Genomic DNA, 607 nt, shown 5'->3' on the forward strand with positions numbered 1-607 from the left:
CAGCAGCGTCGGCACCGGGTGGCGGTGGGGCAGGACGAGCCAGGCCCGCTCGGGCGGATCCTCGGGTCCGGGCACGGGCACGACGACGTCCCGGCGCTCCCGCGCGTCGGTGGGGGCGGGGTCGACGGCGGCCATGGCGGACGGGCTCCTGGGAAGACGGCGGCGACGCGCGGGCGCGTCGAGGGGATGTCCATCGAGCATAGGCGTCGAACAGGAAGCCGCGGCGGTTTGACCTGTGACCCGGAACACGTGCAGAGTGCGGCCATGACCGCGATGTTCTCCGCCCAGGACCACGACGATCTCGACCGGGTCCTCGGCGCGACCGGCGGGATCCCCGACCCCGCCGACCTGCACGCCCTCGCCGACGACGCCGTCGCGCAGGTGCGGCGTTGGCTCGCCGAGTCCCGCGACCATGAGGCCGACTTCGCGGCCCGCCAGCTGGCGGGCGCCTTGAAGGAGCCGGGCGGCCTCGACTTCATCGTGCGCTTCGTGGACCACGTGGTCCGCCCCGAGGACCCCGCGATCGCCGCTCGGGCGCTGCGGGAGCTCGCCGGCCGCGCCCCCGGCTTCCTGCCCCCGGCACTGCGCGCCGTCCTCGGCGTCGGCG

General features: G+C 76.1%; 1 protein-coding gene. It reads left to right on the forward strand.

The genetic code is table 11. The annotated features are described in order from the left end of the window. Positions 1–264: 264 nt before the first annotated feature. A partial coding sequence (locus tag HMPREF3105_RS00570; RefSeq protein ID WP_141762361.1) for a hypothetical protein occupies positions 265–607 on the forward strand: 343 nt, incomplete at its 3' end.

It is taken from the genome of Micrococcus sp. HMSC31B01, assembly GCF_001816085.1.
Taxonomy (GTDB): domain Bacteria; phylum Actinomycetota; class Actinomycetes; order Actinomycetales; family Micrococcaceae; genus Micrococcus; species Micrococcus luteus.